Origin of the sequence: Paraburkholderia sp. GAS334 (genome assembly GCF_050436625.1) — a bacterium.
Classification (GTDB): domain Bacteria; phylum Pseudomonadota; class Gammaproteobacteria; order Burkholderiales; family Burkholderiaceae; genus Paraburkholderia.
On record NZ_JBNDMO010000005.1, the window covers coordinates 48,021 to 73,445 of the forward strand.

The window sequence follows — 25,425 nt, forward strand, 5'->3', positions numbered from 1 at the left end:
CTCCTTCGCTGGGTTCGTCCGGCCGCGCTTTACTTCGACTGCCACGCGTACCAGCGCTTCGCGATTTCATCGCGGTGATCGGCCCAGTACTTCATGTCGAGATTGATCTGCGTCGCTTTGTACTGATCCGGCTGGGTCTTCGCGACATCCGGCGGCAGGAGCGCGGCGGAATTCAGATTGACGGGCGCATAACCGGTTGCCGCCGCGAAATTCGCCTGGGCCTGCGCACCCGTCGCGCTGGCAAGGAACTTCATGGCCTCGGCTTTATGTTTCGTGCCCTTCGGCACGACCAGCATGTCGGCTGCGGTCAGGTTCTGATTCCACGATATGCCCACGTCCACACCGGTCTGCTGCAATGCATGCAGCCGACCGTTCCAGAACACGCCGATCGGCGCTTCGCCAGATGCCATCAATTGCTGCGACTGCGCGCCGCCGCTCCACCAGACGATCTGGCTCTTGATCGTGTCGAGCTTTTTGAAGGCGCGATCGAGATCGAGCGGATAGAGCTTGTCGGGCGCGACGCCGTCGGCGAGCAAAGCGACTTCGAGCACGCCGGGCGCAGACCACTTGTAGAACGTGCGCTTGCCGGGAAAGCGCTTCGTGTCGAACAGATCGGCGTAGTTCGCCGGCGCGCCGCTCTTGTACGCCGCCTTGTTGTAGCCGAGCACGAACGAATAGTAAAAGCTGCCCACAGCGCCCGCCGACATGAAGCGCGGGTCCAGTTGCGCCTTGTTCACCACCGAATAGTCGATCGGTTCGACGAGGCCGTCACGCAGCGCCGCATACGCGAAATCGCCTTCGACGTCGACCACGTCCCACTGCACGTTGCCGCTGTCGACCATGGCCTTGAGCTTGCCGTAATCGGTCGGGCCGTCCATCAGGACCTGAATGCCCGATGCCTGCGTGAACGGCTGCGTCCACTCCTTCTGCTGAGCCGACTGCGTCGTCCCGCCCCAACTGGCGAATACGATCGGCGCGGGGGCCGCTGACACCGGCGCATGGATCAACACGGCCGATGCGGCGGCCACGGCGGTAACCACTGTGACGGCCACTGCGCGCGCCCGCGCGGGCATACGTAGCGCTTGCTTCATGACGACTGCTCCTTGAAAGGATACGGCTGGCTTCGAGAGGACGGTTTGCGAATGCGGTGCTTACTTCAGCGGCGAAAACGCGGCGGGCTTCATGATGTTGCTTTCCATCGTTTCCATCAGCGCCTGAATCTTCGGAATGAAAGCCTGCCATGCGGGATCTTCCGCGAGCCGTTGACGGCGCGCTTCGCGTTCGTCGAGACCCGGATATGCCCACATGTGGACGATCTGGTTCAGCGGCCCGATCTCCGAGAAGAAGTAGCCGACGAGTTCACCCAGATAGCGCTTCTGCAGTTCGATGCCCTCTTCCTCGACCAGCTTCAGATACGCGGGCACCGCGCCTGTTTTGATCTTGTACGTGCGGATTTCGTAGTACATGTCAGCCTCTTTAGCGCATGACGAACGGGTCGGCGATCGGGTCGTCCGACGTGCGGATCCAGACGGATTTGGTACGTGTGTAGTCGAGCACCGCATCGAGGCCGCCCTCGCGCCCGAGGCCGCTCAAGCCATATCCGCCGAACGGCACGATCGGCGACACGGCGCGATAGGTATTGACCCACACGATGCCTGCACGCAATTGCCGCGTAAGCCGATGCGCGCGCGTCAGATCGCGCGTGAACACGCCCGACGCAAGGCCATACTTCGTATCGTTGGCGAGCGCGAGCGCTTCGGCTTCGGTGTCGAAGGTCATGACGCTCAGCACTGGACCAAACAGCTCCTGCGCGACGCTTGGAACGGTGGATGACGGGCAATCGACGATGGTCGGTTCGAAGAAGAAGCCCTCGCCGTGTCCTTCTGGACGGCCGCCACCCGTCAGCAGCGTGGCGCCCGCTTCGAGACTGGCAGCGAGCACGGCTTCGATGTGATCGCGTTGCTTGCGCGTCGCGAGTGGTCCCATTTCGGTATCCACGTCCTGCGGATCGCCGATCCTGATCGCACGTGCTTTTTCGACGATCCGCGCGAGCAGCCGGTCACGGATGCCGCGCTGCACCAGCAGGCGCGAACCCGCCACGCAACTTTGCCCGCTCGCGGCGAAGATGCCTGCGATCACCGCGTTGCTGGCGCTGTCCACATTGGCGTCGTCGAAGACAAGCACCGGCGATTTGCCGCCCAGTTCCAGCGACGTCGCCGCGAGGTTCTCGGCGGAGTTGCGCACGATCTGACGCGCGGTGTCGGGGCCGCCCGTGAACGCGATCTTCGACACGAGCGGGTGACTCGTCAGCGCGCGGCCGCAGTCCACGCCGAAACCGGTCAGAATATTGACGACGCCCCGCGGAAAGCCCGCCTCATGCACGAGTCTGGCGAATGCGAGCAGCGGCGCGGGGCCTTCCTCAGACGCCTTCAGCACGATCGTGCAACCGGCGGCGAGCGCCGGTCCGATCTTCACGGCCGAGAGAAACAGCTGCGAATTCCACGGCACGATACCGGCGACCACACCCACCGGCTCGCGTCGCAGGAAAACGTCCATATCGGGTTTGTCGACGGGCAGGCAGGCGCCCTGGATCTTGTCGGCGACGCCCGCGTAATAGCGGTAGTACTCGGCGACGTAGCCGATCTGGCTGCGCGTCTCGCGAATGATCTTGCCCGTGTCCGCCGTTTCGAGTTGCGCGAGCTCCTGCGCATTCGCCGCGACGAGGTCCGCGAGCCTGTATAGCAGCTTGCCGCGCTGGCTAGCCGTCAGGCCCGCCCACTCCGGCGCGAACAACGCGCGGTCCGCGGCGTTCACCGCGCGGTCCACGTCCGCCGCGCTGGCCGCGGGCATCGTCGCCCATGCGGCGCCGGTCGCGGGATTCACGCTGTCGAAGGTGTCGGCCGCCTCGCTGAACTCACCGTCGATGTAATGCTGGAACGACTTCAACATAACTTCTGCTCCTGAGTGCAGAACGTCGATTCAGGGACGACCGGCAATCAGCCGTGCGCGGCGAAGGCGGGCATCACATCGGAGATGAAGCGTTCGAGCGAGCAGCGCTTGCGCTCGAAGCTCATGTTGCTGTCGACCCAGAAGCTGTATTGATCGAAACCGAGTTCCTCATACTGTTTGAGACGGTCGATCACGGTGCCCGGCTGGCCGATCACGAGATTCTTGCGAATCTGCTCCGGCGCGTATTGCGGGAACGACGCGATGTCGGCGTCGGTCAATGGCTCGATGAAGCCCTGCGTCGCCGGACGCTCGTTTTTGAACCACTTGCTGAAGTAGCAGTAGAAGCGCGACAGGTCTTCGACGGCCGTGTCGACTTCGGCGGCATCCGCGCCGACGAAGGTGTGCATCAGCATCATGATCTGCGGCCGCGGAACATCGGGGTTCGCCTTGCATGCTGCGTTAAAGCGTTCCATCAGACTGACGACTTCGCCGTCGCCCGCGGCTAGCGAGGTCACCTGCACATTGCAGCCGTTGCGCACCGCAAACTCATGCGAGTTCGGATCGCGCGCGGCCAGCCACATCGGCGGATGGGGCTGCTGAACAGGACGCGGTACCGGCGTGGTGGACGGCCACGACCAGAACTCGCCCTGATGCGCGTAATCGCCCTTGAACAACTCGCGCAACGCAGGAACCAGTTCACGCATTCTGGCGCCGGCGCCGAAAGCATCGAGTCCGGGCAACAGACGTTCATATTCGAACGAGTAGGCGCCGCGCGCAATGCCCAGGTCGAGCCGCCCGTTGCTCGCGACGTCGACCATGCCAGCCTCGCCCGCCAGGCGAATCGGATGCCAGAACGGCGCGATCACCGTGCCCGTGCCGAGGCGAATCCGCTCGGTGCGTGCGGCCAGATACGAAAGGTTGATGAAGGGATTGGGCGCGATCGTGAATTCCATCGCGTGATGCTCGCCGATCCAGGCGGTTTCAAAACCGCCCTTTTCCGCGATCTGGACGAGCTCGGTCAGCTCGTCGAAGAGTTGCCGGTGGGGCGTGGCAGCGTCGTAACGCTCCATATGAACAAACAACGAGAATTTCATGATCGACCTGTATGCAGAAAGCTGGGAGTCGGTCCTGCCGCGACCGGCGCTCTTTGAAGGACGCCGTCGCTCCGTGTCGACCGCTGGGACGCCGCGGTTGGTATTACGGTATTCCACCCGAGCGTTCAGATCAAGCGTTTCAATATTATGGAATACCATAATATGTCGCGCTACCGCCAGGGGCGCCGCAAAGCGATGGTGCAGGCGTGGTCGGCGAAGAACAGTACTCGCCGAACCTGCTGCAGCGAGCGGCACGGGTCACGTTCAGGCAGGGGTGCGGCGTCGATTTCGTCTAGAGGGGATCAGGGTCCGGCGTCCGTCATCTCGCGTGCGCTCAGACGCACCCAGGCGCCGCACCCATCCGGCCTCCCGAGGAGGCTGTTGCTCTGGAAAAAAATCCGCCGCTCGGGGAAAGCAGCTTCTCGCGCACGCTGGAACACGGCGAATGCGCGCAAGCGTTGCGCTGATCGCCGATATCTTTTCGGAAATGCGTGACGATCCTGGCATCGTTCATACCGAGGCTTCAGGCTCCCCACGGTGAAAATCAATGGCTTGGTAAAAGTGAATGAAAGTCGTCAGTGCAACCACTACCGCTTCGCGAGAGTCAACTGACGCAAGTCTCGAAACCCAGTTGGTCCCGTACTGCAACCGACGGGTCGCGGATGACCGCACCGACAACTTGCCGGATCGAGTCTGTACCTGAATGTCCGGTACCTGGTTGCGGATCCGACGTTCAAATGTCCACGTGAAAACGCAAGCCAATGGCGGCAGTTGGCCCGACTGCCGCCCCACGTGAAGACCTGTAGCCAACCAGCCTCTCTTGCACTACCGAACCCGCGATCGGCCGTCGCCATCTGTGCGAGTGACAGGTCCGCTCGCTTCATGAAGCTGGTGACATACTTGATTCGCTTCGCCCAAACGTTTGTCCGTAAGGATCGGCAGATACGCGAACGTCGTGTCATCGCGAGTTGACACTTCTACTGCCGCAAAGGCCACAGATTGAATACGGGCTACAGTACCAGGTACGGTGAACGCCCGCTCCCCACCTAACTGCCCTCCCCTCGGGCATCGATCAGCGTACGATTCAGACCATATTTCCTGAGCTTCTGATACAGCGTGCTCTTCGCTATACCCAGGTGCCGGGCCGCAGATGTCAGGTTCCCATGAGAGATGATGATCGCGTTGCGAATCGCACCATGCTCCGCCGTTTCCAACGTAACGCGACCGTCGCGCGAAACCGTCTCGTCACCGCCGGCGCTCACCTGCCCGTTGCTCGAACGCAGCTCCGGAGGCAGATCATCGAGCGTCAGTGTCTCTGCGCTTGCTGTGAGAAGCATGCTCTCGACCACATTGTGAAGCTCCCTGACGTTCCCAGGCCATAAATACGCTTCGAGCGCCTCGATAACGCCGGCGTCAATCGTAGGGCTCGCACTGCCTTGCCCGGTCGCGAACTGACGGACAAGATGTTCGGCCAGGCGGCGAATGTCCCCCGGCCGGTCGCGCAACGGCGGAATACGGATACTCGTCACGGCGACGCGATAGAAGAAATCCATCCGGAAGCGTCCTTCTGCGACCTCCTTTCTCAAGTCGCGATTGGTCGCCGCAACGAGCCGAAAGGTCACCTTCCTCGGAACGTTTTCACCGAGCCGATAGATTTCCCCCTGTTCGAGTACCCGCAGGAAATGCGGTTGCAGATCTACTGGCATTTCGCCGATTTCGTCGAGAAACAAGGTCCCGCCATTAGCCGCTTCGATCTTGCCAAGTGCGCCGCCTCGGCGTGCGCCAGTGAACGCCCCATCGCCATAGCCGAATAGTTCGCTCGCGAGCAATTCGCGGGACAGGCCACCACAATTGAGCGCAACGAAGGGACCATCGTTCGCCTGGCTTGCCTCGTGAATGCCCCTCGCGAACAGTTCCTTGCCCACTCCTGTCTCGCCTAGCAGCACGACCGGCGCGCGAGAACGGGCGATCTGACGAGCCCTGTCGACGGCGTCGAGCAGTGCTGGGGCCTGGCCCAGAATGCGCTCGAAACCAGCCGCCGCTTTGCCATCAGCGCAGCCACGTGAAGTGCCGACAGACCTGCTCGCGGAGGCAGTGTGACGCGCGAACGGAATGATAAGCAAACTGCCGATGCGCCTGCCGTCGTCGATCACCGGCTCGATCCAGTCGGGCTGGATCCAGTGAGGCAGATCGGCTGGCGAGAGGTGTGTGCTTGACGAGTCCGTAGCGAGTGCAAGGATGCGCCTCGGTCGGGTGAGAGAAAGATCGCCGCCGGCGGCCGCAATCGCAGCTTCGGCGTGTTCGTTGACCTTGATCGGATAGCCGCCGTGATCGAACACAACCGCGCCATCGGACGCGAGCTTCGCCATTCGGCTTACGCAGCGATCGAGTAGCCGGTAGCGAAGCTCCATGGTCCGCGCAGCCAGACGGCTTTCAATACGGCTGGCGGCTGTGACGACCAGTGCCAGGCTATGACGATTGTAGGATTCAGACAACCCGGACACGTCGATGACGCCAATGATCGTGCCGTCGCGCGGATCGCGGATCGCGTTGGCCGAGCAGGTCCAGCGCTTGATGCCGACGCAGAAGTGCTCGGCAGAATGGATCTGCACAGGCTGGCCAACCTCGATCGCGGTGCCGATCGCATTGGTGCCGCAAATCATCTCGTTCCAGGAAGCGCCGGGCAGGAGCTGGATCCCGTGGGCCGACGCGATCGCGGCCGGGTCGCCTTCTAGGTTCAGGATGGTGCCGGCCGGTTCGGCAAGTGCCATGACCGTTTCGGTCTGTGCCAGAAAATCGCGGGCGTGCGCCATCACCGGCGCGCTTGCCTCAACCAGATCGCGATGATTGCGCTGCAACGTGTACAGCAGGTGCTCGTCAAGTGGCGGCGGCGCGTGACCCAACCTGGGATCGACCTGTCGCTCGACGCAGCGTTGCCACGATGTGTCAACGAGGTGCCGCACGACACTGTGCGGTGCTTCCCCGCCGTTCAGGAATCGCTCCCATGCAGCCATGATGACCGCTTCGTCGCCAGGGTTCGAGAACATCTGGGTGGCATCCGACATGCCCATACTTGTCTCCTTTTTCATATCGCCTTGTGCTGACGGTTGGGCGTGTCATGCGGCTTGCGCGGCTATCGCTGCCGCGCTGCAACATGTCAAACCCATTCGGCTCATGCAACGTGAAGGGCAAGATCGATGCCATCGATTGAATGCCGCAGGAGAATGTTCAGTACGCCACCTGGCGTTCGATTTCCGGACGACCGACGGACAAACACCGTTCGATTTTCGAACAGTGCCTGCGCGACAGGGCGCTCATTCGGACAATCCTTTTTGCGCCGCATCAAACTGTGCCGCGCATGGAGCGGCGCGTGAACGCAGCCATGCCGCGCCGCTTTGTCAGGATATGTGTCCGTCCACGCGACTGCGCCACCCGGCAGGATGGCGCAGTCGCTTGCGGGACAATCGGGCGCAATAAAAGCCGCGTCCTCCCCTTTACGCTAGTCAGCGTGCTCGGGAACCGGCAACTGCAACCACTCCTTGTAGAACGCCTCGATATCCGGTTCGAAATCGTGAATCACCGGATACCACGGCGTCGGCGCTTCGACGTCGTGCATGGTTGCGCAACCTGGACAGTAATACTCGCGGTAGACCTGCCACTGTGTGTCGGGCGCCATGAGCTTCGGATAGACCTCGAGCATAGCCTCTTCGGTGTCGCGCACGTAGACATTGGCGTGCAATTTCCAGTTTTCGCGGTAGTCGCAGAACTCATGGCCACAGTCGCACTTGATGACCCAGTGCTTGCTCTTCACGGCCTGCACGATATGCAGGTGCGGCCCAAGCGGCAAGACGATCTTGTCGGGCCATGCGACCTTGCCCTGCAATACTTCGAGGTACTGGCTAAAGCGCTCGTGATCTTTCGGCATGGACAACATGCGCACGGTCGTATCCCAGTCGAGTCGTCCGTCGACCAGATTGCTGACCTGTTCTTTCGTGTAAGCAGACATTTCGATACTCCTTGATTCGCTTCGATATCGATACCGGTATGGATTACTCTTCGACCTGAACCACCGTGGTCACGTCGGGCAGCAACGAAAGATCCATCCGGTATTTCGAGCCGTAGGACGGAACGTCCAGCTCTGCCTCGGTCATATTCCAGTCGGCAGGCAGGTCCCAGAACTTGCGGAAGTCGTTGAGGAATTTCTCCGACAACCCGAAGCTGGTCGCGAACATGTGACGCACTGGGCGCGACGCATGTTTGGTAAGGACGCGCTCGCGCTCTTCCTTCATCCATTCCCGCGTCGGCAACGAGCGCGCGAGCCGCTCCTTGCGGATTTCGCCGCGACGCTTCACGGTTTTTTTCGCATCGACCGTCCAGATACCCGTTGCGTCCTGCGACAACACCGCGCCGTAGACCTTCTCGGCAAACTCGGGGAGCAGAAAGCCGTTGTTGAGATCCTTCGCAATGGCTTCCGTCTCCCGATCGAGCGGGTCGCCAAAGCCCGGACCTCCGCGCAGGTAATTGAGGTACAGGTCGTGGTTTTCGTAGCAATCCTCGGTGGTCATGCATTGCTTGTCGCGTTTGACCCTGGAAGTCGCATCGATGTGCCGCTCATAGTCCGGTGCGTCGGGATTCGTGTCGCCGCCGAGCGGCAGCGAGAGCCCTTGCGCGATGCGCTCTTTCAGACCCGTCTTGTGCGCTTCGAACCGGTAGCCGGTGGCAGACGGATAGCCGCCCATAAACCCCCAGTCGCTGTTCATGTAGCCATTGCCCATGAAGAACATGGTCCAGTCCTGGGCCTTCCAGACCATGCGCAGGGTTTCGAAACCACACCCGCCGCGGTATTTGCCGTAGCCGCCGGAATTGGCTTTGACGTTGCGCCCGAGATAGAGCAACGGCTCAGCCATCTCCCAGATCTCGATGTCGCCCATGTCGCCTTCCGGGTTCCAGATCGCCGCGGCGTGATTGAGGCCGTCCTTGATGGCGCCGGCGCCCGTGCCGCACGAGGAGGCCTCGAAGCTGTTGACCGCGTGCACCTCGCCGTCCTGGTTGATGCCGCCGCCTTGCAGCCAGTTCGACGTATTGGCGTTGCCCGCGTTGACTTCCTCCAGATAGCCACGGCTGAAGTACGCCTGGCCGAGCCCCCGCCACATGGCGCTCCACCCCGACACCAGGAAGTGCCATGCATAGGCGTGACCGGTGCGGCGATCGTCCGGATTCATCCATGTGCCCTTGGGCAAGCGGAACTCGGTGCCGAAGTAGGCACCGTCGTTGATGCGCTGGGTCGGCACCAGGGTCTGGGTCATCATGACCCAGATACCGCTCGTGAATGCCACGTGGTGCGCGTTATAGGTGTGCCAGCCCCAGCGGCTCGCGCCTTCAAAATCCAGCCGCCACGTGGCGTCGGGGCGGATCGTCATTTCCACCGGCGAGTGCATGATGGTGTCGATCTTCGCGAAAGCCGAAGGCGTCTGGATATCTTCGTGGGCGTAGGGCACATCCACGAAGGCGACCTTGCGGTATTTGCCGGGCAGCGTCATCGCCTTGATGCGGCTTTGCAACCCGCGACGGCCCTCTTCGATGACCTCGTAGCTGAACTTCTCGTAGGCTTCCAGCCCCTCGGTGGCGATGATCTCCTCCACCATGTCGCGGATCATGTGGCAACCGGCGATCCGGGTGCGCTCGTCCAGGATCCAGTATTTCGGCGTGCGCACCGAACGCTGGCTTTCATGAAGCCAGTCGCGCAGCGGCTGGTCGTTCACGCCGGTCTTGCGGCAGGTGATCTGGTAGCCGTCGCCGAAGCGCTGGACCTGGCCCGTCGACATCGATCCCGGCGTTACTGCACCGGTGTCGATCACGTGGGTCACACCGCCCACCCAGCCGATCAGTTTGCCGGCCCAGAAGATCGGCACGATCGTCGCGATGTCGCAAGGGTGAACGTTGCCGATCGAGCAGTCGTTATTGGTGAACATGTCCCCCGGGTTAATGCCCGGGTTGTCCTCCCAATTGTTCTCGATCATGTACTTGATCGCGGCGCCCATAGTGCCGACGTGGATGATGATGCCGGTCGAAGTCAGCACGCAATCGCCGACCGCGTTGTACAGCGTGAAGCACAGTTCGCCCTCCTGCTCCACGATCGGCGACGCAGCGATCTTCTTCGCGGTTTCGCGAGCATGCACGAGTCCGCCGCGAATCTTGGAGAACAGCTTCTCGTAGCCGATCGGGTCCTTTTCGCGCAACTCGAGTCGCGCGAGCCCGTTGTAGTGGCCCGTCTTGCCAGTGCGCTCCATGATCTCGGCGCGGAACGCTTTCAGCGTCTTGCCGTTGGCGAGCAGCTCGGGTTGGCCGACTTCCTTCGATGACATGAGGTTCATTTTCGTCTCCTTACTTTACTTCTTGCAGATGGAACAGACGATGCTTGTCGAGCGTAGTTTCGAAACCATTGGGCACGACGAAGGTGGTGGACGCGGACTCGATGATGGCCGGCCCCACGATGTGGTTACCCGCCAGGAGCGACTCCATCTGCCAGATTTCGGCTTCGACCCACTTCTTGTGGCGATAGAACGGGCGCTTGCCCAGATACGCAGATTTGGGCGGGACGATGCCCGCCTCCGGGTCTTCCGGCAGCACAGGCTTCTGCGTGGCGACAAGACCGCGCATGATGGCACCGGTGGCGCTGAAGCCCAGTTCCGGTGAGCGGGCAGAACTCGCGTACACCCTCGAGTAGGTTTCCTCAAACGCGTCGGTGATCTTCTTCCAGTCCGCTGCGGTGGTTGCGGCGTTGATCGGCGCGGTGATCTCCAGATCGTTCAGTTGTCCCATGTACTGCATCCGGTAGCCGGGCAACAGCGTGATGTCTTCCAGCTTGAAGCCGTTGATGACGAACTCCTCGACGACCTTGTCGGCCAGTTCCTTCCACGCGTCCTGAATCACCGAGCAGGCCGCCGCTTTCTGTTCATCGGGGGCGTCCGGCGCGACCGCGATATCCACGCTCTTGTCGTAGCGGTACTCAAAATCGGCGCATGCGCAACCGAACGCAGAAAACCCGGCTGCCCACGCGGGGACGATCACATCCTTGAAACCGAGGCCTTCCGTATATCCGTAGGTATGCACCGGCCCTGCCCCGCCATACGAGAAGCACACGAAGTCGGTGGGGTTGTAGCCCTTCGCGCTGATGTTGGCACGCAGATACTCGTGCAGGCTGAGATCGAGCAGTTCGATCACGCCCGCTGCGGCGTCTTCCACGGAGAGGCCGAGCGGATCGGCGATCTGGGCCTTGATGTGTTGCCGCGCGCGTTCGACGTCGAGCTTGATGGCCCCGCCGAGGAAGTTAAGGGGGTTGAGATAGCCCAGCACCACATGGCAGTCGGACACCGACACCGTATCGAGTCCGCTTTCCGGCCAGCATGTGCCGACGCGATAGCCCGCGCTGTCGGGCCCGAGTTTGATGGAACCGCTGTAGGGATCAAGCCGCACAAAGCTACCCGCTCCCGCGCCCACCGAATCCATCGCCACCAACGGCAGCGACAGCACGAGACGCGCCATGTCCGGATCGGAGGCGATCGCAAAGTTGCCCTTGGTTATCAGCGCCATGTCGAAACTGGTGCCGCCGATATCGCTGCATGCGATGTTCTCGTAGCCCAGTTTTTCGCCAAGCAGGCGCGAGCCGATCACGCCGCCGATCGGACCGGAGACGATCGTGCGGGCGAGCTCCTTGGCCTTCCAGCTGATCGTCCCGCCGTGCGTGGCCATCACGCGCAGGTCGAACTTCGCGCCGTGCTTCCTGAAACGATCACTGACCTTCTTCAGTGTCTGACGGGACGGCTCAGCCGCGTAGGCTTCGAGAATGGTGGTGTTCGTGCGGTGGCTTTCCTTGCGCGACGGGTAGTAGTCGACTGATGCGAAGACCGGGATGTCCACGCCGATTTTCTTCAGTTCGTCGAGACAGACATCGCGAGCGCGCTTTTCACTCGACTCGTTCTTGTGGGACTGAAGGAGGCAAATGGCAATCGCCTTCGATCCGGCGTTCACGAGTTCCCGCGTCGCCTTGCGTACTTCGTCTTCGCGCAAGGGAATCACGATTTCACCCTGAACATCGGTGCGTTCCGTCACACCGCGGGTGCGCGTAAGCGGGACCAGCGGTTCGTCGTAGCGGTGGGTGTTGAGGTGGATGCGCTCTTCCAGCGCGTAGCCGAGATAACTCTGAATGGCCCGCCCCATCGAGTGAATCTGTTCGAAGCCTCGATTGCAGATGAGTCCGGCATCGAGGCCTTTGCGCTGAACCACGCGATTGAGCATCGCCGTACCGGAATAGACGCAGGTCACCAGTTCAGGGTAGACCTCGTCCACTTCGCGGGCCCACTGCGTCAGCGCGTCTTTTGACGATTCCAGAATGGCCAGTGACTCATCCGCGGGATTGCTTTGGGCTTTGCCGACCACGAAGCGGCCATCCGAACGCACGAAGAAGGTATCGGTCATCGTGCCGCCGGCATCGATGCCCAGTACCTGGACGTGTGAAAGTTGCTGTTCCATTAGTGTCTCCAGCTCTCCTTGATTGAACATCGCCTCAACGGGAGGCGCGATGCGAAGCGAGCATTGCGATTCGCTTCGGAGGAGATAATTGCAAGGGGTATGCCACTGGACGGCCGAATCCACACGTAATCGCCAGGCCCCTGACTGGCGTGGCTCTTCAGGGCGTCTGCTGATGGACTGGAAACGGACGACGCGTTCGTGCTGCGTCCGATTCCCAGACGGTCGGCCGTTTGGAGAGCGGATTTCGAACGCAGGTCTGAAGGGGTGAGCGAAGCGCAGGAGGATCTGCGTGAATGCGTGTTACCGCGACCGCGGCAGGGTGGACCGCGAGGTTCGGTGGCGCATCGCCACAGCCAGCTCAAGCGGGGGATTCAGCGCAGCGGCGTCGAGATCCCCTCTCGCAGTCGACGACGCTCAATGTCGCCGGGTGATCTGCCGGGTGGTTCCGAGGTCCTGCGTCAGCGCGTACTTCCTGATCTTCTGATACAGCGTGCTTTTTGCTATGCCTAGCTGGGCAGCTACCTGGGTCAGGTTGCCCCGGCTTTGCTGGATTGCAACGCGGATCGACTCGGCTTCTGCCATTTCCAGCGAGCGGACCTTCTGGAGCGCAAGCGAGGATTGCGCGGAGGGCGCCTTATCTCGCGCGCCAGCCGGAACGGCTGACGCGCCGATTTCGGGCGGCAAGTGGTCTACCGTAATTATCCCGTCCCCGGCCATAAGCACCGCGCCCTCGATCGCGTTGCGCAACTCGCGTACGTTGCCGGGCCATGCGTAGTTCAGCAGACATTCGTACGCGACATCGTCGAAGACGACATGGGTAACGTCGTAGCGTTGACGCGAGACGCGCACCCAATGCGTGATCATGTCGGGCAAGTCCGCCTTGCGTTCACGCAGGGGTGGTATCGAGATGTTCGTGACAGCCAGCCGGTAATACAAATCCATGCGGAATTTGCCATCGGCCACGTCGGCACGCAGGTCTCGATGCGTGGCAGCGATCAGGCGGAAGTTGACCTTACGAGGCGTGTTCTCGCCCAACCGATAGATCTCCCCTTCCTCCAGTACGCGCAGCAAATGCGGCTGGATGTCGAGCGGCATTTCGCCGATTTCGTCGAGGAACAGCGTGCCGTGACTGGCCGCTTCGATTTTCCCCGTCATGCCGGATTTGCGCGCGCCAGTGAATGCTCCTTCCGCATAACCGAACAGCTCACTGGTCAACAGGTCGCGGGACAAGCCGCCACAATTCAGGGCGACAAAGGGGCCGTCAGCCCTCCCGCTCGCCTGATGGATGCCTTGCGCAAACAACTCCTTGCCGACGCCCGTCTCGCCGACAAGCAGCACCGCGACCGTGGCTTTGGCAAGCTGCTGCGCTTTCTGGACAGCCGCAAGCAGTGCGGGACTCGTGCCGACGATACGGGAGAACGCCAGCGTGGGCGCGGCTTCAGCGGTCGGCACCGCGTCAGGCAGCACAGCGGCGCGCCGGCTAGCAGCCGGGGCGATCAGTATGAAGCCGAGTGTATCGCCGTCTTCCTTGACTCGCTCGATTCGTGCGACGCGCAGCCACGCCGGTGATTGCGGCGACATGGCGCCATCGGCAATCTTCGCGATGTCGGGGATGGGAAAAGCGCCTTCCAGTGCGCCTGACAGACCGAGACGAGCAAATGCGGCTGGCGCCTGCGGGTTGGCTTTGACAAGCCGTCCGCACTCGTCCACCACCACGACGCCATCCGCACGCCCGGAACAATAGGCCATGCACCGCTCCATCAGGCGCAGGCGTCGCTCCATGGCGAACCTGGCGAGCCGGCTCTCGATACGCCCTGCCATTGAGACGATGAACGCCAGACTATGCTGGCTGTAGGTTTGCGCCAGCCCCGAGACGTCCAGCACGCCGAGTACCCGGCCATCCAGCGGATCGCGGACCACCGTGGCGGAGCAGGTCCACTGCTTGATGCCTGCGCAGAAATGCTCGGAACCATGGATCTGCACCGGTTGCTGCAAAGCGAGGGCCGTGCCGATCGCATTGGTGCCGCAACTGAGTTCTGTCCAGTTGCAACCGGGTATCAAGCGGACTTCGCCTGCCGGCTCAACGATGCGCGTATCGCCAGCCAGGTCGAGGATCATGCCGTCGGGATCGGCGAGCAGCAGGATGGTTCCCGTCTGCGAAAGGAACTCGCGTGTCTGCTGGATAAGCGGCACGCTGGCATGCATCAGGCGGTCGTTCCTGGCTCGCAGGTCGAACAGACGCCCTTCTTCCAGAGGCGGAGGCGCAGAAGTCGTACCGGGGTCCACGCTTGCGTCCAGGCAGCGGCGCCAGGAATCGTCTACCACCCCACGCAGGGCACCATCGGCTGACTTGTCACCTTGAATCAAACGTTCCCACGCCGCCATGACACTAGCGTCGCGATCCGGACTGGAGAACCAGTCCATTGGCGTACCTGTCTCTTTCATGCCGTCTCCGTATGAGCATGACTATCTCGCCTGACCAGCGGGCTCACCCTGCCTTATGGTGTTTTTCTTTTTTTGGTCGCGAAGCGCGATTGGCCCGGTTGATATCCCGACGCCTCCGGTGCGCGGCGGTGAGCGCTGGGACGGCCTCGATGGCTCGAGCGTAGTGTTTTCGAACGCTTCGTTTTCCGATGCAGGCCGATGCGCTATCGGACCCGTCGCTCAGGCCATTCCTGACGCCGTGGCCGCTCTCATCAGCGCTCTGTCACGACGCAGTCGCCATGCCGACACGGGCCTCCGTACAAATTCTATCCCTGAAATACAGGACCGTCCGGAAATCGAACGATTTGTGCAACTGGTGCCCGTTTGAGCGGCAGCCTTACAGAACAAATATGCATCGAATCAATAACTTACTAACGAATCGGAGATGCTGGCATAACCCATGCGATTAACTGGGCGGAGGCGGGCCGCAATGGTCGTTTCCGGGTTCGGTCCGGTAGCCGAAGCAGCGGTTGACGGAGCACTTGACGACAATCAGGTTGAAGGAGAAGGCGATGAACACCGGTCAGATGTCCTTGCGTTTGCTGGTCGACAAATGGTTGGCGCCGACCCCGGCGATGCCTGTTCGTGTCACACGCTTCAGCCGCACGAGCTCGAACCACAGACGCTATGTACGCGTCGAGGCATTGCGTCCGACCGGCTTGCTGGCCATTCTTTTCTTCAGGCACGACGACGGCTCGTGGTGTGTATTCCCGCCCAGCATCGAAAGTGAACGGCCAGCCATGAGGTTGTATTAGTCTGGATAACGAACTGATCCATCGCACTCCCAAGGCAAGGCTCCCACAAGGCCGCGCCCTGGGAGAGCCAGGCTTGCCGTTCTTCCGCTTGGTCAGCACGCTGTAACGCTGTAAGCGCAGCGCTGAAAGCCTTAATCCCAGGAAATCTTTTGTGTCGCAACGGCGCAAAAGGGCTGACACCTGGGGCCGCGCCGGAATAGCCGCTCTTCCGACTGCCATTTCGTTGCCGATGCGGTCCTTTCGGTCGAGCAAGCGGCCGCATATCCCTGCCCACCCAGGAATTCAAGAAAAAACATTTACATAGATCAGAAATCGAGATATCGAGATTTTCTGTAACCCCACAATAGTCCGAGAAAATTATTTTCTCGAATTAAACAGAACTCATCCTTTAGACAGTCAAATAACATGACGCAAACAAATCCGATTTTAGAAAAACTAAACACGAGACTCAAATCAAATCGTTTGTGCGCCAACACCGCCGACGCTACTCTGCCCTGCAATGATCTCCGGCAAACATCGCGCTTTGAAGCTGATTTTGCCACCCCCTTTCATTTCATGCATTCGACAGAGGAAATTCAGAATGAGTTTGGCGCACATCGAATCTCGACCAGGCAAGATATCCGAAGTTCAGCTCGGAGAATCCGATATTTCGATCGAGCAATTCATTGCCGTAGCCCGACATGGCGCACAGATAAAGTTTTCCCCTGTCTATCGCGAGCGCGTGTTGAATTCGCGCCGCCTGGTCGATCTTTTTCTGAGCCAGAACCGGCTTGTCTATGGCGTGACGTCTGGCTTTGGCGCAAATTCGACACGCGTCATCAGCCCGGACGACGCCGAGCAGCTTCAGCGAAATATCGTGCGCTCCCATGCCGTCTCGGTCGGCGAACCGCTGCCTCGTGAAGTTGTCCGAGCCACGCTCCTGATGATGCTGATCAGCCTCGGCAAGGGTTATTCCGGCGTAAGCCTCGAATTGCTGCAGCAAATCGCCGGGCTGCTGAACAACGACATCACCCCGTTCGCGCCGGGCGACGGATCGGTCGGTTATCTCGCGCCCGAGGCACATATGGCGCTCGTGCTGATCGGCGAAGGAGAAGCTTTCTGCCGCGGTGAACGCATGAGTGGCGCCGAAGCATTGGAGCGAGCGGGGCTGAAGCCGCACTCGCTGCGCTGCAAGGAGGGGCTTTCGCTCACCAACGGCACCACGTCAGTGACCGCGATCGGGATGCTGGCGCTTTACAACGCCATCGAACTTTCGAAAGTTGCGGACATTGCCGCATCGATGTCCCTGCAGCCGCTCAAGGCCACCACGCGCTCGCTGGATGCCCGATATCACTCCGTCAAGAAACATGTCGATCAGAGGAACACGGCCGACAACATCCGTCGGCTGCTGGCCGGAAGTGCGCTGTGCGATCGCTTTGCCGATTACCGACTGCAAGACGCCTACAGCCTTCGCGGCATTGCTCAGGTACATGGGGCGTCCAGGCGGGCGATCAAGGACGCGTACGACGCGATTCTCGATGAAGTGGGGTCGTGCGGCGACAACCCTGTCATCCATCCCGACGGCGAGGATGGTACCGCGATATCCGGTGCCAACTTCGACGGTACGTTCGTCGGCATCGCGTGCGATCTCCTCTGCATCGCCATGACCACGCTCGCGAAGATCTCGGAGCGCAGGACGGACCGCCTCGTCAACCCGTACTTCAGCGAACTACCCGCGTTCCTCGCGAAGGATCCCGGGCTGAACAGCGGTTACATGATCATTCAGTACACGGCGGCCGGATTGCTGGGCGAGATGCGCACGCTCGCTCAACCAGCAAGCGTCGACAGCGTGCCGACGAGCGGCAACCAGGAAGACCCCGTGAGCTTCGCCTATCACGCGGCACGAAAAGCCTACGCAACTTCGCAGAAGTTGCAGCACGTGCTGGCGATCGAGCTGCTCACCGCCGCCCAGGCGCTGGACTTCTTCGATCCGGCCGACGCATCACCGGCAACCGCGGCGGTGTATGCGCGAATTCGACAGGTTGCCCCGACTGCAGAAGGCGATCGGTTTTTCTATCCGGACATGATGGGAGTCCACCGGCTCGTCGAACAGGGCGACTTGCTGAGCATCGTGGAAAACATCGCCGGCACATTGCACAGCTGAAGCCGGTAGCGCGCGCAATCCCGCGGAGTGTGACGATCCGGGTATTTCCAATCTAGGCACGACCTTGATTCGACACTATGGAGGTGTAATGTGAATACGATTTCCACAAAAATCCTGAAGGCTTCTCTCGTCACCTTTCTCGGCGCGCTGGCACTGGCAGGAAACGGCGCTCAAGCAAAGGAATGGAAGACCGTGAAGGTTGCCCTGGAAGGCAGTTATGCTCCGTGGAATCTGACCTTGCCGAACGGAAAAATCTCGGGATTCGAACCGGAATTAATCGACAATCTGTGCAAGCGGGTCAACCTGCAATGCGAAACAGTCGCCCAGGACTTTGACGGCCTCATTACCGGCCTGCAGGCCGGCAAATTCGATGTTGTGATGGATGCCCTTGCAATCACACCAGAACGTCAACAGGTCATTGCCTTCTCCAGGCCCTACGCTGCAACGCCGGCCGCATTCGCGGCGGTAGATGGGCATGGATTGGCGAACACGACAGGAACAATCTCTTTCCTCAAGCTGACTGGCGACCCCAAAATCGACGGACCCGTGATCACCCCGCTGCGCGATCAACTGAGAGGGAAATCGATCGGCATTCAATCCGGCACGGTGTACACCAGGTTCATCACAGACAACTTCAAGGACATCACTTCCGTACGCCTCTACAAGACCTCGGCCGAACGTGACCTCGACCTGGTCAACGGACGCGTCGACATAGCCTTCGACGACGTAACCTACTACGCCGGAATCGCCGACAACAAGGAGACCGCCCGAATCCGGATCGCCGGACCAACGATCGGTGGTGCGGTTTGGGGGCCGGGAGAAGGTCTTGGGTTTCGCAAACAGGATACGGATCTGAAAGCAAAATTTGATGCAGCCATCACGGCAGCACTTTCAGACGGGACCGTGAAGCGGTTGTCGGAAAAGTGGTTCAAAACCGACGTGCAACCGTAATCGTGCGGCATTGCAGGAAGCCGTTGCGCGTCGAGGCGGAGATCAGTCTTTGCTAGACTGGCTTCACGATGGCATTTGCCAGGTCAACGACATGAACCGCCTTCCTCCTCTTCGAGCCTTGCAGATATTCGATGCCGTCATTCGTTACGGGGGCGTCGTGGCCGCCGCAGAAGCGCTTCACGTGACGCCCGGTGCGATTAGTCAGCAGATTCGCGTCCTTGAAGACTTTCTCGGGGTCGCGCTTTTCGAGCGGGAAAACACGGGCCTGCGACCGACCCCGCTCTGCGAGCTGTACCACTCGCACATCTCCCGGGGATTCGAGTGCTTTCATAGCGCCCAGGCGGCGCTCAAGGCGCAGACGGGCCGCCGACTCACCCTGATGACATTTCCGTCAGTCGCGACCCATTGGCTTGCCTCCAGATTGGACACGTGGCACACCATCTGTCCTCACGTGCAGGTCCATGTCGAGGTCGTCGACCACGAAACCAGTATCGGCGCGAGAAGTGCCGACGTCCGGCTAACGTATGGGGCACTACCGAATGACGGAACGCCCTATCACGTCGTCTTTACGGACAGGGTTGCACCCGTGTTTGCACCCTCGCTGTTGCAGGCGGAAAAACCAGTCTCGCAACCGGCGGATATCTTGCGCTACCCGCTGATTCACGTCGAGTGGGGATGGGCAAACTTGTCACCACCAACGTGGGGACACTGGTTGCATGCGGTTGGCGTGCCTCTGCCCGAGGTGCTGGCGCCACTCACTTACTCCGTTTCCGGCATGGCAATCGATGCGGCAATTCGGGGAAGAGGCATTTCGTTGGGACAGGGCTTTTTTGCCATTGATAGCATCAAGCGACACGAACTTGTCGCGCCGTTCAAGGTCGCCCTACCCATGCCGTTCCCATACTTCATTTGCTGGAAGCGAACTGCGGCAGACTCCCCTGCAACCAGGCAATTTCTCGACTGGCTAATTGAGGAAGCTGAGCAGACGGGACGCGACATAAAAGCCATGTTTGGCGACTGAGGCGCGCAAGTCACCGGCCTTTGCGGTCATCCGCACCCCACCAGATTCCATGCTCAACGAACGGCTGCTTACGCGCGAAGCCTGGGACCGGAGTCGACCCCATGCCGTCATTCAGGTCGACGCGACGGCAACGGCCGTTCTCCAGGCTTTCTGAAGAAGGGTTAACCCCCTAATTCGTATCTAAAAGCACCGAACTAGCGCCGTTCGAGCTTCAACGCCTTCGCATAGCCCGTCAGCTCGAGGTAGCCGCGGCCGACCGGTTGTCCATTGCGGGACAGATTCACCGCCCCTTCCCAGTACACCGCGCCCGTCGATTCGCGCGAATCGAGTTCCTGATCGTCGAGCAGCGGCGTAAGTTGCCAATGCAGGTCGCCGGTTTTGACCGTCGTCGCGACGGGATACAGTGTATTCGTGCGCGGCGACCGCCATTGCCGGATGGGCGTGAAATCGACTTCACCGGGGCCGTATTGCGTCACCCGTCCGTCGGCGCGGCGCAGTGCTGCATGCGCCCACACCGCATGGCCGTCGACGCCGCGCACCTTGAACGCCATCAGCGCCGAGCCGTCCGCGAGGTTCGCGCCGAGCCAGTCCCAGCCGGACGCGTCGGCGGCGAGCAGCGTGCTCGACCATTCGTGATCGAGCCATGCCGAGCCGGTGACGGGTGTAGCCGAGGCCGCGCGGCCGCCGCTCGTAGCAGGCCGCGTCACGCTGCCGCCGACGCGCAATTGCGGCTCGCTGTAGTAGTTGCTGGCCTGCTCGGGCAGCGGACCTTTGCGCGAATAGCCGCGCTCGCCCTGGAGCAGCGGCGGTTGCGTCGGCGTGAGCGTCAGATGCAGCGCGAAGTCGGCGGCATCGACGCTCACGTCGTAGTGGCCGTCGGGCGCGCGCACCATGCGCCATTCCTCGAGGCGCACGTCGGTGTTGTCCGGCTTCGCAGACGCAAGACCGAAACCTTGCCGCGCGATCTTCTGGTCATGCACGAGGCGCCCGAACGCCGGATCGCTCAGCGCGGCGTGCGCAATGATCAGCTGCGTCGGCGCGAACGCACTCGGGTCGGCCGAACTGTGGCCCGTCGCCGAACGAAAGAACGTGATCTGGAAGCCGAGCGGCTTGTGATCGGGCATGTCGAGCCAGCCCGTCGCGTACCACCACTCGGTGCGATACGCCGGATGCGCGCCGCTGTCCTGCGGGAACGTCACGGGCCGGTCCGGCGACACGGCAGCGAATTCGTGCTCGGCGCCGGGCGAGGACAGCGCGAACAGCGTGCACAGGGCAAACGATGAGACCAGCACGAGCCTGCGTGCAATCCGCATCCGCATCCGCATCGGCATCACCAGTCCTCCCTGACGGCGCGCACGGCATCGATCGACACCGCGCGGCGGCCCGCCGCCACCGCCGTCGTACATGACGACGCGAGCATCACGAGCGCAATCACCGACAGCAGCGCCCACGGAATATGCAGCGACATGCTCCAGTGGAACGATTGAGGATTGACGACGAACACGAGAATCAGGCTGATCGCGAAACCGAGCGCGCAGCCCATCGCGATGCCGAGCGCGGTCAACAGACCGCCTTCGGCGGCGAGCAGCGCGAGGATCTGGCCGCGCGTCACGCCGACGTGCCGCAGCATCCCGAACTCGCGCGAACGCGACAGGGTCTGCGCGGAGAACGTCGCGGCGACGCCGAACAGCCCGATCACGATCGCCACTGCTTCGAGCAGATACGTGACGGCAAAGCTGCGATCGAAGATCGTCAGCGTGCGGGCGCGGATGTCGCCGGGTTGCGAGAAGTCGAGCGCCGCGGCGAACGGCAGCGCGCGCAAGGCGGGAATCGCCTGTTCGGCGCGCACGCCGTGTTCGAGCGTCAGTGCGGCGTCGGTGGCGTTCGTGTCGCCCGTCAACTGGCGATAGTCGGCGAGACGGATTTGCAGCGCGCCTGTCTGCCGCACGTAGTCGCGCCATACACCCGCGACGACGAACGTGTGGCCGTGCTCGCCGAGCGGCAGCGAGAGCCGCTGGCCGACACGGTAGCCATATAGATCGACCATCGCTTCCGATGCCCACACCGGTGTTTCGTCCCGACGCCAGGCAGTGGGCGTCAAGGTTGCGCCCGTCAGTTGCAGGTTCGCGCCGGGATCGGTCGCGTCGATTTCACGCGCGAGCAGCGCGACGGGCGGACGCGACGGATCGAGCGTCAATTGCGATGTGCGCGCGAATGCCGCGTGTCTGATGCCGGGCGTCGCGGCGATCAGCGCCTGCTGGTCGGGCCGCAAGCCGCCGGTGTCGCCGTTCGGCGCGACGCGCACGTAGACGTCGGCGGACAGCAGATGTGCGAGCCATTCCTCGACCGACACGCGAAAGCTCGACACCATGATCGCCATCGCGACGATCAGCGTGAAACTCGACAGCACGCCGCCCATCGCAATCGACACCTGGCCCGGCGCGTTCGCGAGCCGCGCGAGCGCGAGCGTCATCACGGGTGCGCCCGCGCGAGATGTGCGCGTGCGGCTGAACGTGCGGAACAGCATCGACGTCAAGCGCGGCATCAACGCAATCCCGCCGATCAACAGCAACGCGACGGCGAGATACCCGGCAATCGGCGTATCGAAGACAGGCGGCGCCTGCGTCAACGCCGCCGCGAGCGCGATGCAGACCAACGCGGGCCACGTTGTCGCGAGCCGCCCGAGCGCGCTCTCTTCGCCGCCTGCCTTCAATGCGGGGGCAGGGTGCGCGCGCGCCGCTTCGAGCGCGGGAACGAGACTGCCGAGCAGCGACACGCCGATGCCGAGCGCGAGAAATATCGCGCTCGCAACCGGCTCGAAGCCGACCGTCGGCTGCACGCCGGGAAAGTAACCGCCGCCGAGATCGCTGCCGAAAAAGCGCAGCACGACCGACGCCATCGCGAAGCCGACCGCGATGCCTGCCACTGCACCGAGCGTGCCGAGCAACGCGCCTTCGAGCAGGATCTGCCGCAGCAACTGCGCGCGCGTGATGCCAAGCACGCGCAGCATCGCGAATTGCGCGCGACGCCGCACGACGCCCAGCGCCTGCGTCGAAAACACGAGGAACGCGCCGGTGAAGAGCGCGACGAGCGCGAGCACGTTCATGTTGATCCGGTACGCACGCGAGAGCCGATCCGTGCGGCTTTCGACGTCGCGCATTTCGGACACCACGAAGCGGTTGCCGAGCTGTTCTTGCAGCGTGCGCCGAAAGCGTTCGCGATCGACGCCGCGCGCGAGTTGCAGATCGACGCGCGACAGCTTGCCGACACGTCCAAAACGCCACTGCGCGGCGGCGATGTCCATTACCGCGATCCGTTGGCCGGGGCGCGTGCGCACAATGCCGCCCGCCACGCGCAAGCGCACGATCGACGTGCCGCTGCGCAGCGCAACCGGATCGCCGACATGCACGCCGAGCCATTCCTGCGCAGCCGACGACAGGAAGATCGCATCGTCGGCGAGCGTATCGAAGGGCCGTTGACTGTCCGGCACGCCCGTCAGGTCTGGCGCGATGCGGCTCGCTCTGAACACGTCGATGCCAAGCACCTTGAGCGGCGCGTTGCGGTCGGGCACGGTCACGTCGAGTTCGAGCACAGGGCTGGCGAGAGCGACACCCGCATGCGTCGCCAGTGGCGGCCAGGCGCTGTCCTCGAACGTGGGCTGCGCGCTGCGCACCTGCAGATCGGCTTCGCCCGACAGGCTGCGCGTCGCCGCCGAAAACTCGTTGAAGGCCGCGCTGTTGATCAGCTGCACGGCATAGCCGAGCGCGACGCCGAGCGCGATCGTCGCGATCGCAATCAGCGCGCGGCCTTTGTGGCTGCGCCATTCGGCGGCAAGCAGCCAGCGCGTGAGCGTGCGCAGTCCGTGCGTGTGCGCGCCTCGCCGGCTTGCGACGTCACTCATGCGAAGGACGCAACGCGTGCGAGGACGAAAAATCGGCGGCGTGCAACTTGCCGTCGCTCAGAATGAGGACGCGGTCTGCGACGGCTGCCGCCGCTTCCGAATGCGTGACCATCATCGTCGCCGCGCCATTCGTCCTGGTTTCGGCGCGCAGCAGCGCGAGCACTTCATACGCGGTATCGGGGTCGAGATTGCCGGTGGGTTCGTCGGCGAGAATCAACGTCGGCTGGTGGACGAGGGCGCGTGCGATCGCGACACGCAGCAATTCGCCGCCCGACAGCTGACGCGGCAGGTCGTCGCCGCGTCCTTCGAGGCCGACGGCCGCCAGCATGTCCAATGCGCGCGCCGGCGCAATGCCGTTCAGCAGCAGCGGCAGCGCGACGTTCTGCGTGAGCGTCAGATGCGGCAGCACATGAAACGCCTGAAACACAAAGCCGAGCTTCTGACGCCGGAGACGCGTGGCCGCGTCGTCATCGAGACTGGAAACCGGCAAGCCGTCAATCAGCACGTCGCCGCTATCGGCATGATCGAGGCCCGCGATCAGGTTCAGCAGCGTCGATTTTCCGACGCCCGAATCACCCATGATCGCGACAAATTCGCCCGCGCCGAGTGCGAAATCGAGGTGGTCGAGCACGACGCGTTTTGCATCATATGTTTTACTCAACGCGCGGCATTCGAGCGCGGGCAGGACATGACTGTCGGAAGGCTGCATGGGTCTCCGGCTAAGCGGCATGGATGCGTGAGAGCGTTCGCATCATCCGTGCTGCACGCGTGAACGCCCGCCGATCGCCGCAGTATAGGCGGGATTTACGTCGCGAGGATTGGGCCGCGCTAGCGCTTCAGTTCGAAGATGCTCTCGATCTCGACGGGAATGCCCATCGGCAGCGTCGCCATGCCGAGCGCGCTGCGTGCGGGCAGTTTCTCTGCGCCGAACACATCGAGCAGCAGGCCGTTCGCACCGTCCGCGACTTTGGGATGCTGCGTAAAGGACGAGACGGCGGCGTTGCTGCGCGCCGGGCTCAACGAGAATCACGCGCGGCTCATCACCGAGCTCTACGACGCGCAGAACGAGGGACGAATCGATGTCGAAGTGGGCAACAGCGAGCGGCGTTTCGGTGAGACCGAGCTGGTCGAAGTGTTTGCCTCTTTGAGGGCTGCGCTCAACGCAAGCTGATCGTGAATCGATTTCAAGGGAGACACCCGATCGGCCGTGATTGAGGCAACCGGGCCTTTCGACCCTGAGTGCTATTTCTTTTGCTGCACCCTTGCTTTGCGGACATCCGTTGCCGTGTCCGCAAACAGAACGATCACTACTCCGCGCAGCCAGCGATTGCCTTCGTCCTGCTGGACTCGTGTGTGCCAGAGCAGATGAATCGGCGCGGCGGGCAGCGCCATGGGCAACGCGCGCAGGCTGAGCGAGAAAGGTGTTGCCAGTTGCAGGGCAAGTCGCTCCGGCACCGTGGCGATAAGATTGGTGCGTTGCAGGATGTAGCCCACGCTCATGAAGCGACCGGAGTCCGGCCATCACGAGCCATTGGGTGCGAGTCGCATCCGGCACGGTTGAGCCGCTCCGCGAAGCTGCGGATGTGCGTCGAACT

17 protein-coding genes and 2 pseudogenes are annotated in these 25,425 nt (G+C 62.1%); 5 read left to right on the plus strand and 14 right to left on the minus strand.

Annotation, left to right across the window (positions count from 1 at the left end; translation table 11 throughout):
• Positions 1 to 29: 29 nt before the first annotated feature.
• The 9 genes from P3T21_RS11060 to P3T21_RS11100 all read right to left on the minus strand — a co-directional run bounded on the left by P3T21_RS11060 (position 30) and on the right by P3T21_RS11100 (position 15,020).
• Complete coding sequence (locus P3T21_RS11060; RefSeq protein ID WP_429256308.1) at positions 30 to 1,073, minus strand: ABC transporter substrate-binding protein; 1,044 nt, start codon at positions 1,071 to 1,073, stop codon at positions 30 to 32.
• Between the two features lie 78 nt (positions 1,074 to 1,151).
• Positions 1,152 to 1,466 carry an NIPSNAP family protein gene (locus tag P3T21_RS11065; RefSeq protein WP_429255978.1) on the minus strand — a complete coding sequence of 105 codons (315 nt, stop codon included), beginning with the start codon at positions 1,464 to 1,466 and terminating at the stop codon, positions 1,152 to 1,154.
• 10 nt (positions 1,467 to 1,476) lie between these two features.
• A complete protein-coding gene (locus P3T21_RS11070; RefSeq protein ID WP_429255979.1) occupies positions 1,477 to 2,949 on the minus strand; it encodes an aldehyde dehydrogenase in 1,473 nt (490 codons plus the stop codon).
• A 47-nt stretch (positions 2,950 to 2,996) separates the two neighbouring features.
• Positions 2,997 to 4,043: an LLM class flavin-dependent oxidoreductase gene (locus tag P3T21_RS11075; RefSeq protein WP_429255980.1), complete on the minus strand. Its 1,047-nt coding sequence runs from the start codon at positions 4,041 to 4,043 to the stop codon at positions 2,997 to 2,999.
• A gap of 1,046 nt (positions 4,044 to 5,089) precedes the next feature.
• Entirely contained in the window at positions 5,090 to 7,132 is a 2,043-nt protein-coding gene (locus tag P3T21_RS11080) for a sigma-54-dependent Fis family transcriptional regulator (protein WP_429255981.1), read from the minus strand.
• Positions 7,133 to 7,542: 410 nt separating this feature from the next.
• Positions 7,543 to 8,049: an acetone carboxylase subunit gamma gene (locus P3T21_RS11085; protein ID WP_429255982.1), complete on the minus strand. Its 507-nt coding sequence runs from the start codon at positions 8,047 to 8,049 to the stop codon at positions 7,543 to 7,545.
• A 43-nt stretch (positions 8,050 to 8,092) separates the two neighbouring features.
• Positions 8,093 to 10,417, minus strand: coding sequence for a hydantoinase B/oxoprolinase family protein (locus P3T21_RS11090; protein ID WP_429255983.1), 2,325 nt, complete (start codon positions 10,415 to 10,417; stop codon positions 8,093 to 8,095).
• 10 nt (positions 10,418 to 10,427) lie between these two features.
• Positions 10,428 to 12,575: a hydantoinase/oxoprolinase family protein gene (locus P3T21_RS11095; protein WP_429255984.1), complete on the minus strand. Its 2,148-nt coding sequence runs from the start codon at positions 12,573 to 12,575 to the stop codon at positions 10,428 to 10,430.
• A 414-nt stretch (positions 12,576 to 12,989) separates the two neighbouring features.
• Positions 12,990 to 15,020, minus strand: coding sequence for a sigma-54-dependent Fis family transcriptional regulator (locus tag P3T21_RS11100; protein WP_429255985.1), 2,031 nt, complete (start codon positions 15,018 to 15,020; stop codon positions 12,990 to 12,992).
• A gap of 551 nt (positions 15,021 to 15,571) precedes the next feature.
• On the opposite strand from P3T21_RS11100, the gene P3T21_RS11105 reads away from it, so the two are divergent.
• The 4 genes from P3T21_RS11105 to P3T21_RS11120 all read left to right on the plus strand — a co-directional run bounded on the left by P3T21_RS11105 (position 15,572) and on the right by P3T21_RS11120 (position 19,929).
• Positions 15,572 to 15,814 (plus strand): hypothetical protein, encoded by a 243-nt coding sequence (locus P3T21_RS11105; protein ID WP_429255986.1) that lies wholly within the window; start codon positions 15,572 to 15,574, stop codon positions 15,812 to 15,814.
• Positions 15,815 to 16,394: 580 nt separating this feature from the next.
• The gene (gene hutH, locus P3T21_RS11110; RefSeq protein ID WP_429255987.1) at positions 16,395 to 17,957 is read left to right on the plus strand and encodes a histidine ammonia-lyase; all 1,563 of its coding nucleotides are present in this window, start codon (positions 16,395 to 16,397) and stop codon (positions 17,955 to 17,957) included.
• Between the two features lie 90 nt (positions 17,958 to 18,047).
• Positions 18,048 to 18,908, plus strand: coding sequence for a transporter substrate-binding domain-containing protein (locus P3T21_RS11115; RefSeq protein ID WP_429255988.1), 861 nt, complete (start codon positions 18,048 to 18,050; stop codon positions 18,906 to 18,908).
• A gap of 91 nt (positions 18,909 to 18,999) precedes the next feature.
• A complete protein-coding gene (locus P3T21_RS11120) occupies positions 19,000 to 19,929 on the plus strand; it encodes a LysR substrate-binding domain-containing protein (RefSeq protein WP_429255989.1) in 930 nt (309 codons plus the stop codon).
• A 194-nt stretch (positions 19,930 to 20,123) separates the two neighbouring features.
• Here the strand turns inward: P3T21_RS11120 and P3T21_RS11125 are convergent, their stop codons facing one another.
• The 4 genes and pseudogenes from P3T21_RS11125 to P3T21_RS11140 form a co-directional block, all read right to left on the minus strand.
• On the minus strand, positions 20,124 to 21,260 hold the full coding sequence (locus P3T21_RS11125; RefSeq protein ID WP_429255990.1) for a lipocalin-like domain-containing protein: 1,137 nt from the start codon (positions 21,258 to 21,260) through the stop codon (positions 20,124 to 20,126).
• A complete protein-coding gene (locus P3T21_RS11130; protein ID WP_429255991.1) occupies positions 21,260 to 23,830 on the minus strand; it encodes an FtsX-like permease family protein in 2,571 nt (856 codons plus the stop codon). Before P3T21_RS11130 ends, P3T21_RS11125 begins: the two co-directional genes overlap by 1 nt.
• Entirely contained in the window at positions 23,823 to 24,539 is a 717-nt protein-coding gene (locus P3T21_RS11135) for an ABC transporter ATP-binding protein (RefSeq protein WP_429255992.1), read from the minus strand. Before P3T21_RS11135 ends, P3T21_RS11130 begins: the two co-directional genes overlap by 8 nt.
• A 119-nt stretch (positions 24,540 to 24,658) precedes the next feature.
• Positions 24,659 to 24,826: pseudogene (locus P3T21_RS11140) on the minus strand (RidA family protein); the annotation flags it as partial.
• A 4-nt stretch (positions 24,827 to 24,830) separates the two neighbouring features.
• Here P3T21_RS11140 and P3T21_RS11145 point away from each other — a divergent pair.
• Positions 24,831 to 25,001, plus strand: a complete 171-nt coding sequence (locus P3T21_RS11145; protein ID WP_429255993.1) for a hypothetical protein — start codon at positions 24,831 to 24,833, stop codon at positions 24,999 to 25,001.
• Positions 25,002 to 25,072: 71 nt separating this feature from the next.
• Here the strand turns inward: P3T21_RS11145 and P3T21_RS11150 are convergent.
• Positions 25,073 to 25,333, minus strand: a pseudogene (locus P3T21_RS11150) (LysR family transcriptional regulator); the annotation flags it as partial.
• Positions 25,334 to 25,425 lie beyond the last annotated feature (92 nt).

Excerpts from the sequence above, each read along its gene's own strand:
- P3T21_RS11125 (WP_429255990.1), bottom strand. The coding sequence starts at position 21,260 with ATGCCGATGCGGATGCGGATGCGGATTGCACGCAGGCTCGTGCTGGTC.
- P3T21_RS11105 (WP_429255986.1), top strand. The coding sequence starts at position 15,572 with ATGAACACCGGTCAGATGTCCTTGCGTTTGCTGGTCGACAAATGGTTG.
- P3T21_RS11075 (WP_429255980.1), bottom strand. The coding sequence starts at position 4,043 with ATGAAATTCTCGTTGTTTGTTCATATGGAGCGTTACGACGCTGCCACG.
- P3T21_RS11120 (WP_429255989.1), top strand. The coding sequence starts at position 19,000 with ATGAACCGCCTTCCTCCTCTTCGAGCCTTGCAGATATTCGATGCCGTC.
- P3T21_RS11060 (WP_429256308.1), bottom strand. The coding sequence starts at position 1,073 with ATGCCCGCGCGGGCGCGCGCAGTGGCCGTCACAGTGGTTACCGCCGTG.
- hutH (WP_429255987.1), top strand. The coding sequence starts at position 16,395 with ATGAGTTTGGCGCACATCGAATCTCGACCAGGCAAGATATCCGAAGTT.
- P3T21_RS11080 (WP_429255981.1), bottom strand. The coding sequence starts at position 7,132 with ATGAAAAAGGAGACAAGTATGGGCATGTCGGATGCCACCCAGATGTTC.
- P3T21_RS11065 (WP_429255978.1), bottom strand. The coding sequence starts at position 1,466 with ATGTACTACGAAATCCGCACGTACAAGATCAAAACAGGCGCGGTGCCC.
- P3T21_RS11100 (WP_429255985.1), bottom strand. The coding sequence starts at position 15,020 with ATGAAAGAGACAGGTACGCCAATGGACTGGTTCTCCAGTCCGGATCGC.
- P3T21_RS11135 (WP_429255992.1), bottom strand. The coding sequence starts at position 24,539 with ATGCAGCCTTCCGACAGTCATGTCCTGCCCGCGCTCGAATGCCGCGCG.
- P3T21_RS11095 (WP_429255984.1), bottom strand. The coding sequence starts at position 12,575 with ATGGAACAGCAACTTTCACACGTCCAGGTACTGGGCATCGATGCCGGC.
- P3T21_RS11070 (WP_429255979.1), bottom strand. The coding sequence starts at position 2,949 with ATGTTGAAGTCGTTCCAGCATTACATCGACGGTGAGTTCAGCGAGGCG.
- P3T21_RS11130 (WP_429255991.1), bottom strand. The coding sequence starts at position 23,830 with ATGAGTGACGTCGCAAGCCGGCGAGGCGCGCACACGCACGGACTGCGC.
- P3T21_RS11090 (WP_429255983.1), bottom strand. The coding sequence starts at position 10,417 with ATGAACCTCATGTCATCGAAGGAAGTCGGCCAACCCGAGCTGCTCGCC.
- P3T21_RS11085 (WP_429255982.1), bottom strand. The coding sequence starts at position 8,049 with ATGTCTGCTTACACGAAAGAACAGGTCAGCAATCTGGTCGACGGACGA.